Origin of the sequence: Terriglobus sp. YAF25 (assembly GCF_052113305.1) — a bacterium.
Classification (GTDB): Bacteria; Acidobacteriota; Terriglobia; order Terriglobales; family Acidobacteriaceae; genus Terriglobus.
Genome location: NZ_JBFRCY010000084.1, coordinates 1 through 9,246, shown reverse-complemented (window position 1 = coordinate 9,246; position 9,246 = coordinate 1). Strand labels below are relative to the sequence as shown.

The 9,246-nt window shown below is 59.2% G+C and carries 5 protein-coding genes; 1 reads left to right on the top strand and 4 read right to left on the bottom strand.

Going from position 1 to position 9,246, the window contains the following annotated elements:
* Positions 1-272: 272 nt before the first annotated feature.
* The 4 genes from AB4043_RS05245 to AB4043_RS05230 form a co-directional block, all read right to left on the bottom strand.
* Positions 273-707 (bottom strand): DUF1801 domain-containing protein, encoded by a 435-nt coding sequence (locus tag AB4043_RS05245; RefSeq protein WP_442303303.1) that lies wholly within the window; start codon positions 705-707, stop codon positions 273-275.
* 71 nt (positions 708-778) lie between these two features.
* Positions 779-3,502 carry a TonB-dependent receptor domain-containing protein gene (locus AB4043_RS05240; RefSeq protein WP_442303304.1) on the bottom strand — a complete coding sequence of 908 codons (2,724 nt, stop codon included), beginning with the start codon at positions 3,500-3,502 and terminating at the stop codon, positions 779-781.
* 179 nt (positions 3,503-3,681) lie between these two features.
* A complete protein-coding gene (locus AB4043_RS05235; RefSeq protein WP_442303305.1) occupies positions 3,682-4,350 on the bottom strand; it encodes a GntR family transcriptional regulator in 669 nt (222 codons plus the stop codon).
* Between the two features lie 40 nt (positions 4,351-4,390).
* Positions 4,391-6,541 carry a M20/M25/M40 family metallo-hydrolase gene (locus tag AB4043_RS05230; RefSeq protein ID WP_442306617.1) on the bottom strand — a complete coding sequence of 717 codons (2,151 nt, stop codon included), beginning with the start codon at positions 6,539-6,541 and terminating at the stop codon, positions 4,391-4,393.
* 253 nt (positions 6,542-6,794) lie between these two features.
* Here AB4043_RS05230 and AB4043_RS05225 point away from each other — a divergent pair.
* The coding region (locus tag AB4043_RS05225; protein WP_442306616.1) for a carboxypeptidase regulatory-like domain-containing protein at positions 6,795-9,246 on the top strand (2,452 nt) is incomplete at its 3' end.

Below are 9,246 nucleotides of genomic sequence, written 5' to 3'. Positions count from 1 at the left end.
GCCTAATCCTGTGCATGGAACCTCGCAAGAGCAACGGATCTACTGTCTATAGCGTGTACGTACCTTCATGGGCTTCAGTTCCCCACCACATCAGATTTCGGCAGCTTCGTCCTGGAAAAACGCGGTTGTCGGCAGCGATCATTACTGGCGATATGCGACATATCGGTACTAATCCGAACCTCGACGTTGACGAGTCTGTGATGGCGGGCCTGGACCGAGAACGGTAGATGTACATCTATTGCCAGTATTGCAGTCCGTTGACCCAAGTTGCATCAATGTTGAATGCTTGTCTGCCCAATCCCATACTGTATTGCCGCTTTCAGAACATCGACTTTTATGTCTGCTAACGTTTTGAATTTGATGCAGTACCCTGTCACGCTTGCTTTGCCGAGATCCCGCCCAAATGTCTGGGCAAGATACTTCTTGTCCTCTACTCCCATAATGTAGGCGGAAATGCCTGTTGTATTAGCACTGACACCGATTTGATAGAACTCCTTGGTTTTTCCATTGGCATATTCGATCGTTTGGGATCCATACCCAATATTTGGGTTGGAGACGATTTTTCCCTTCTCGTCTTTCCCATCTAAGAACCACAACTTACAAGCCGGCATCAACGCCAAAATCATGCCATGTAGCTCTTGCATTTCGCTACGTTTGGGCTCCGGTTGAGCAGCAATGTACTCCTGGATTTGTTTCTGCACCGTCATGTTGATCTCCTTGGCCTGGCGGTAATCCAATCTCGAACAGGGAACAAACGAATTTGCCGATACAAGGCCCACTAAAACGCATATCGAACACCGAACTCGAGCCGACGTCCGGGATCAGCAAGCACGGCGCGATCGAAAGAAGGCGAGTCGAGAATACTCCCCATCGTCGTGACGTTGGTGTGATTCAACAGATTGGCTGACCGCAGGTTGAGACTCAATGTCTGTCTGCGATCGTTGGCTGCTTTGGGATTCAGCACAAAGCGCCTGGTGAGATTGGTATCGAGGTAGATGTTCCAGGGCATCAGGCCAACGTTGCGTGCGATGGTTCCGTTGCCGCCGTTGCTGACCAGCCATCCGTAGCGTGTAGCGATGGCTCCCGGTGTCGATGCGGTAGCTAACTCCGGGCGGTCGTTGAAATTGCCATCGCCATTACGGTCGGTTCCAGTCACCAGGTTGTAGGGTGTGCCCCCGAGCACGCGGAAGACATGGGCGATCGTCAACCCGAAGGGAAGCTGTGCCTGCCCGGAGGTGACGATATTGTGCCGGCTGCGGCCGCTGATCTGTGCCCATTCGCCCGCATCGGTATTAGAGGACTGCGGTGCAAAGGTTGGTTCTTTGTCGATGGTGCCCTGCAGATCGACATAGACATAAAGCGCGTAGAACTGGATACGCTTCGATGCGGAGCTGGCGAACGAGACCGTCTCGAGGTCGCCGATAACGGAGCCGGTCTGCTGGAACTGAAGAATGTTTTCGTAGCGCGGACCGGGACGCAGGCCCTGGGGATCGTTGTTCAGCGGCGAGTTGATATTGCGTGTGCGCAGCCCGCTCCACTGCCGGATATGGACCCAGCTTGTGCTGACGTTCCATCCCTTGGCCCAGCTGTAGCCCGCGGCCAACTGGCTCTGGATCGAGGGCGGCTGGGTGAGGGAAGGCGCGTTGCTGCGGATGGTTTTGATGATGGTGCCGGCGGGCATACCGGAGACGTAGAGCGGTGTGTAGATCGTCTGGCCTTTGCGTTGCGTTCCATCCAGCCGCCGCGCCTCGGCGATGGTGGTGGTGGCGACCGGTGTCAGAAAGAGCCCTAAGCGGCCGCTGAGTGACCATTTCCGTTTCTTGTCGGGCACCCAGGATGCGCCGAGTCTTGGAGTGATGTTGCTGACAGAGAGCGGCTCCGTCTGCACGGCATAGCGCAGACCTCCGGTCATCTGCAGCCGGTCGGAGAACTTCCACTGGTCCTGGACATAGAGCGATGCGCGGAACTGGTTGAAGTTGTTCCCCGGCTGACCTGCCACGTTGGAGAAGGTCGTTGCCGTACCGCCCGCCAGGTTGCGCTGTGCCCGGCGATACTGCTCCAGTCCGTCGAAGACGATGCTGGTGCCGGCGATGGGATTTCCCTGGGCATCCAGCTCCGGTCCGGTTCCACCGCCGAAGAGATAGGTTCCGTTGAAGCCCTGGAGAGTCTTGATCCGCTCAAAGTAATCCTCGACCTGCACGCCGAGCTTCAGCGAATGTTGCTTCCGGGTAACGACGACATCATCCAGCGCCTGGATTACGGTCTCGCGATTCCGCGAAGTCTGAATGTCAGCTCCACCCGAGGTGAAAGCGCCGGCGACCTGTGCCTGTGTCGCGGTGGAGTTAGGCGTGTCCTGCTCATCGCGATAGCGCACGCTGATGCGGAACTCCTGCATCAGGCGAGGCGAGACCGTCGTGACGTCACTCAGGCGCAGTGTATGTTCCGCCTGGCTACGGCCATAGCCTGCCTCCTGCAGCGTGATGCCGCCGGTGCTTACGTTTTCGAACTGATTCACGTTGGCGGTATAGCCGGCGATGAGGACGTTCCGTGGGCTGGTAAGAAAGCTGACCCGGGCATTGCCCTCCCACAGATGCTGTGGTGTCGGCACATTCTGCACCAGCAGCGCGCGGTTTCCGGCGGTGTCGAGCACCGTGGCGTTTACAACTGCAAAGTCGTTGATCTCGCGGTGTTCCAGGCTGAGCGAGAAGTCGCGATCGTGATGGAAGAGAGGGCCGCTGAGGTCGAAGCCGGTACGCCGCCGCGTCAGTGCTGCGCGCCTGGTCGAGAGCGGGTCTTTCGCATTGAACCCCGCCTCGCTGTCATTGAAGAACAGATCGCCGTGCAGCCGGCTCTGGCCGGGCTTGGTGTAGATCTCGATGCGTCCGCCGTCATAGGGGGCTTCTGTAAACTCCGCGGAAAAGAGATCGGGATTGATGCGGATGAACGCAATCGCGTTCTTCGGCGGCATGCGGCTTTCCAGTCGAAAGCCATCCACCGTAATCAGGGGGACACCGCCAAGACCGCCCGCAGCCGCGGTGTAGGACTGCAGCTGCCGCTGCAGATCATCCGGATCGTCGGCCAGGTCGGTAACCTCGCTGCCTGCCAGGGTGCGTTCTCCAGTGGCGGTATTGACCTGGGCCGAGGAGACGCTGATCTCCTCCTGAACGGACTCGATCTGCAGCACGACACGCAGACGGCCGGCGCGTGAGGGCGAGATGCTGACAGAGCGTTCCGCRAATCCATCGGCCGAGACCTGCAACGTATGCGTCTGTGCGCTGACGCAGTTGTAGGTGAATTCGCCCCGCTGGTTCGACCGCTCCGGGGGCAACTGATCGAGCGTCAGAACGGCGCCGACGATAGCGGCTCCGGTCGAGTCGACGACCTGGCCGTTAACAGCAATGCCCTTGGGGCAGGTCTCTTGTCCTGCAGCTCCGAGAGGAAGAAGGACCGTCAGCGAACAGAGCGTGACACGCTGCCGAAGATGGAGAAAGGCCAGCCTCATGCAATGTTCCGGGTGGGGTATCGGGCGGGAACAGCAGAACGGCCTGTTGCGTCGGGATTCGATGGGTACTTCTCAACCATGGAATAGGCGCCCTCGAAAATGCCGGATCAAAGTCACTGTACGGAGAAACAGCCAGGCTTTCAACGAAATATTCACCGGGCTCCGTAGCGGGAGACGAGCTATCGCATGCTCTGATCCAGTTCGTTCTGGCTGCGCAGCAATGCATCGCGCACAAAACGGATGTGGTCTCGTGTTGCGGTGGCGGCGCCCTCACGATCGCCCACCTGCAGCGCGCGGGCAATGGCATGGTGGGCCGCCGGTGTATCCGGCGAAGTGAGCTGGTAGGTCTGGCAGCGGCAGAGCCAGAGCTTGTCCTGGATATTGCTATGCGTACTTGAGAGCTGTTCGTTACCGGTAGAGACCACAATCAACCGGTGAAAGACGATGTCTTCTTCGATATATGCGGTCTTGTTGTCCAGCGCCAGCAGGTCGGTTGTGCGTTCCAGGCTCTGGTCCAGGGCCTCCATGAACTCCGCTGTGATGGGCACAATCTGCGTGGCATAGACCTCCAGAGCCTCACGCAGCTCGTACAGGTCAGAGATCTCTTTGGCGGTGAAGCGGCGAAGGTAGATGCCTTTGCGCGGTTCAATCCGCAGAAGGCCCTCGTTCTGCAAAGCATTCAAGGCTTCACGCACCGGCGATTTGCTGATGCCCAGGTGTTCGGCAAAGAAGCTTTCGGTCAGTCGCTCGTCGATCGAGAAGTTGCCGCCGAGGATGTACTGCTTGATGCTGCGGTGAGCCTGATCTGTCAGTGTTTCGAGGGGTGCAATCCGTTCCATTACCGGCATGTGTCAAAAGCCTTTCGCGCCGTGGGCGCACGGTCTTAGTTTATCGTTCAGAGGCCGGATTCCACTCTCTTGCCAGAGCGGTGACGATGGAAGCCAGCGCGTCCAGATCGCGCAGGTCCATCACTTCACCCGGGGAGTGAGAGTTCCGCAGCGGCCAGCTCAGCGCAACATCAGTCGAGCCATACCGCTGGAAGGCAGCACCATCGTTGCCTCCTCCGGTTACGCCGTACTGTACCGGAATATGGTGAGCCGTGGCGATGGCCTGCACCTGCCGTACATCAGCCCAGGGAACAATATTCGAGTTATCGACGGCGCGGACCAGGAAACCCTGCCCCAAAATGCCATCGGCATAGCGTTTTGACTCGAGCGGCGAGTCGGACGAGACGAACGTATCGATCGCGAAGACCGTCGCCGGAGTGGTTCCAGCTTTGGCGGAGGACTCAGCGTAAGCCACCGCACCCAGCAGGCCAAGCTCTTCGCGGGTCGACCAGACGAAGGTCAGATTGCGGGAGGGTTTCTCGCCCAGCTCCCACACGGCGCGGACCAGGGCGGCGCAGCCGACCCGGTCATCCAGGCTGCGGATGGAGACACGCCGGTTCAGCAGTGTGTGGAAGGTCTTGGGAATAGTGACGAAGTCCCCGGCCTTGATCCCCATTGCGGCGACCTCCTCGGCGGAGCCGGCGCCGACGTTCAGCGTGGCCGGCGACCGGAAGTCCGTAGGGAAGTGGAACTGCGCGGTGTCGAAGTTTTGAGGCAGACCGACAACGGCGGAGCGCATACCCGCAGAGGTGTGCACCACCGCAGGATGTCCCCAGTAGAACGAGGTAGTGCCTCCGCCTTTATTGTCGAGCTGGATCRTGCCGTCCGCATCAATCGCGCGGATGCGGAAACCAAGCTCGTCTGTATGCGCCATGAAGACGGTATTGGGTCCGGTGGTGGGACCGAGGTGGAGCACGAGATTGCCGGCAGCGTCCGTGGTTGGATGCGCCCAGGCGGGCAGCATCTTCTCCACGGCCTCACGCGGCATTGTCTCTACTTCACTGACGCCGTAGGCCAGGGTGAGTGTCTTGAGCAGGGCATCGTTTGCGGGAGCCGCGTTTGGCCGCGAGATCGCGGTATAGGTTGCCGGTGCAGGCGTGGCGGGAGTGAAGGTCGGAATAGAGACGCCGAGGTACTTGCCGACGATCGCGGCGAGAGCATCGAGATCGTGCGCATCAATCATCTCGCCCGCGGTCAGCGGATAGAGGATAGGCACGCTCAGGTGAGCGGTCTTCTCCGGCAGTGTGGGGGCGGGGCCATAGCCGCGTGTGACAAAAGACGCGCCCTGCGCCTGTTGTAGCGATGCGGCGTTAAGCCAGTCGCCGGACTTCGAGGAGCCGGAGAGCGTCAGCACAGCTCCCGTGCCTGGTTTCGGGAACGTCGGTAGAGGCTCATTGCGCTCGGCGGCTGTACGCACCGGCCGTAGCGTTCGGCCGAGATAGAGCAGCTCATCCGGATGCGTCTGCTGCAGCACCCGCGCCAGGCCGCGTGAACCGGCCCACTGCTGGGTCACGAAGGCGAGGGTGACAGTGCCATTGGGGGTACCGTGGCCAAGCGCTTCGGCCGTAGCCAGCAGGAGGGCGGCGCCGAAGCGGTCGCCGACAGCCGTGCCGGAGTAGGTATGAGTTCCTACGACAGAGAGGGAACGCTCGGCGGCGAGCGGGCTCAGCAGATCGACTCCGCTGGCCAGCACCTCCGCGCGCGAGCTCGCACCCAGATCGACGTAGAAGTTGTCGATATCGTCAGGGTCAGGCACGGCGGCGCGTCCGGGCGTGAGGTGAATGGAAAGTCCGGCGACGATGGCAGGGCGCTGCTCACCCTTGCGTGTGGTGATCACCATCGGCTGGGCGTTGTGCATCTCGTTGTAGTGCGGCGGAAGCCCAGTCTGCGGAAGGCGGGTAACGCGCAGATAGCCGTCGTCCTCGATATGGCTGACGACGTATCCCGGCTCATCGATCGGAGCGACTAGAAGTCGATGCGGGGCTCCGGAACCAAAGGTGACGAGGACGTTCCCCATGTTGTCCCGCTGCGGATGGAATGCGGCGAGACGCTGTTCGATGCGGTGGGAGAGCTCTGTCTCATAACCGCTGACGGCAAGGGTATCTGTCAGGGATTTGAGGGCGCCGGCGGGTCCGGCATTTTGAGCAGACATGGCAGCCGTACCGCCGAGGAGACAAACAAATGACAGGAATCTTAGACGCATACCGTCCTTAGGCATGGGGATTTCGTTTGGTATCTGATATATTACGTCGCTAAGCGGTCCCATTATTTACCCAAAATTTAAGACCCGGAGAGGACGCCTTGCGAGAGGCGCGAATCTCCGGAGACACGGTCTCTGGAAAGAAAGGCTGCAACGCATAGCCCTATCTGCCGGAGGTCCAGGTAGTTCGTTTGGAGGTCGTTTTATGAGAAAGCTATTGACCATGGTCATCGCCGTTACGCTGGCGGTAACTGCCGCAAAGGCGCAATCCACCGCAACACTTTCAGGTACTGTGAAGGACTCGTCCGGCGCCGTACTGAGAGATGCACAGATTTCCGTGCGCAATCTTGGCACGGGCATCGAACGTACCATCACCTCTGACAGCGCAGGACAGTTTGTTGTTCCTTCGTTGCCTCCAGGGGACTACACCGTCAAGGTAACCGCAAGCGGCTTTGGCTCCTACACCGTCGAGAAGCTGACGCTGCAGGTTGACGCGAAGACCAACATTGATGTGCCGATGTCAGTGGCATCGACCGGTGAGAGCGTCCAAGTGGACTCCAGCGCTCCGCTCATCGACTCAGAATCGATCACCGTCGGTCAGGTCATCGATCGCCAGACGGTGCAGGAGGTGCCGCTCAACGGCCGACACTTCCTCGACCTGACGGTACTGACACCCGGTGGTGTCACCGCCCCGGCGGCCGGCAGTCTTACGACGCCGAGCCGTGGCTTGGGCGCCAACTCGTTTGTTACCGCGGGCAACCGCGAAGACTCAGCCAACTTCCAGATCAACGGCGTCAACCTGAACGATATGGTGCAGAACCAGATCACGTTTCAGCCTTCGATCAACACCACCTCTGAGTTCAAGATCAATAACCAGACCTTTTCGGCGGAGTACGGCCGCTCGTCCGGTTCCGTCGTTAACGTCAGCACGCGCTCGGGAACGAATCAGTTCCACGGTGAAGCCTTCGAGTATCTGCGCAATGAGGCGCTGGATGCGCGCAACTATTTCAACCCCAAAGGACAGCACATCGCTCCACTGAAGCGACATAACTTCGGCGGCGCTCTCGGTGGTCCTATCTGGAAAGAGCATACTTTCTTCTTCGCCAGCTACGAAGGCCTGCGCCAGGCACAGGGTTTGACCATCAACAGTGGTGTGCTGACCGATGCGCAGCGTGCCGGTGTTACTGATCCTGTGGCGCAGAAGCTGCTGACTCTCATCCCGAGAGCGAACGACAGCACCGGCACCCGCTATCTCGGCATCGCCGCCGGGCCCGTCAGAACCGACCAGGGCACGCTGGATATCAGCCATGTCTTTAGCCCCTCCGACACGGTGCACGGTTTCTACGCAATTCAGAAGGACAACCGTACCGAACCCACGCTGCAAAACAACACGATCTCGGGCTTTGGCGACAATCGTGCAGCCACCCGTCAGATTCTCACGCTGAACGAGACACACATCTTCAGCCCGAGGCTGGTGAATGAATTCCGTCTGGGCTTCAACCGCATCTCGATCTCGTTCAACCCCAATGTGACCACCGATCCGACTACTCTGGGTCTGAGCACCGGCACCAGCGGTCCGGTTGGAATTCCGCAGATCACCATCACTGGCCCGAACCTTAACTTCGGTGGACCTTCGGGATTCCCGCAGGGACGCTTTGACACGCTGGGCATTCTCTCCGATGCGGCAACCTACACTGTAGGCAAACATTCGCTTAAGTTCGGTGGCGAGTTTCGCCGCTTCCTCAACGCAAACTTCTCAGGAGACACGGGCACCATCGGCTTCAATACTGTGGCGAACTTCCAGGCCGGCCGTGCAAACAGCTTCACTATCACGCCGACACAGACTACAAGTCGTATCTACGTCAATGCAGTGGGCGGATTCCTTCAGGACTCGTGGAAAATCACGCCTACCCTGACGGCTGAGCTCGGCCTGCGGTTTGAATGGAATGGTTCACCAGTGGACGGGGCTAACCGCTTGGTGCTCTTCGATCTGCCAAGCACTTCGCTTTACCAGGTGGGCACCAATGGCATCGGCAACAGTCCCTACACACAGAATTACAACTATGAGCCCCGTGTTGGTTTCTCGTATGACGTCTTCGGCAACAACAAGACCGTGCTGCGCGCGGCCTATGGTTACATGGCTGACCAGCCGGAGAGCAATGTCGTAAGCGGACTGAATGGAAATCCACCGTTCGCCAACCGTGTGACCTACAGCAACGCAACCACCACGATTCCACTGTCGAGTCTGTACGCTTCGGCCGGCGCCGCAGGTATCGGCATCAGCGGAGTCCAGCGCAACCTGCGTAATGCTTATACAGAGACCTTCAACTTTAACGTGCAACAGGAGCTCCCGTGGGGACTCGTCGGATCGATCGGCTACTACGGTTCCGTCGGTAAGCATCTGCGGACGCCGCTGAATGTGAATCAGCCGAATGCCTCGGGTGTGCGTCCGTTTCAGGCGATCTCCGCAAGCAGTCCGATCTCGCGGAACGCAAACATCAGCGGCGTCAACATCACGCAGGTATCGTCCATCGGCATGTCGAACTACAACGCCATGTGGTTGACCATGCGGAAGAACTTCCGCAATGGCCTGAACTTCAACTTCAACTACAACTACTCAAAGTCGCTGGACACCGGCTCTCTGAGCGGTACAGTCC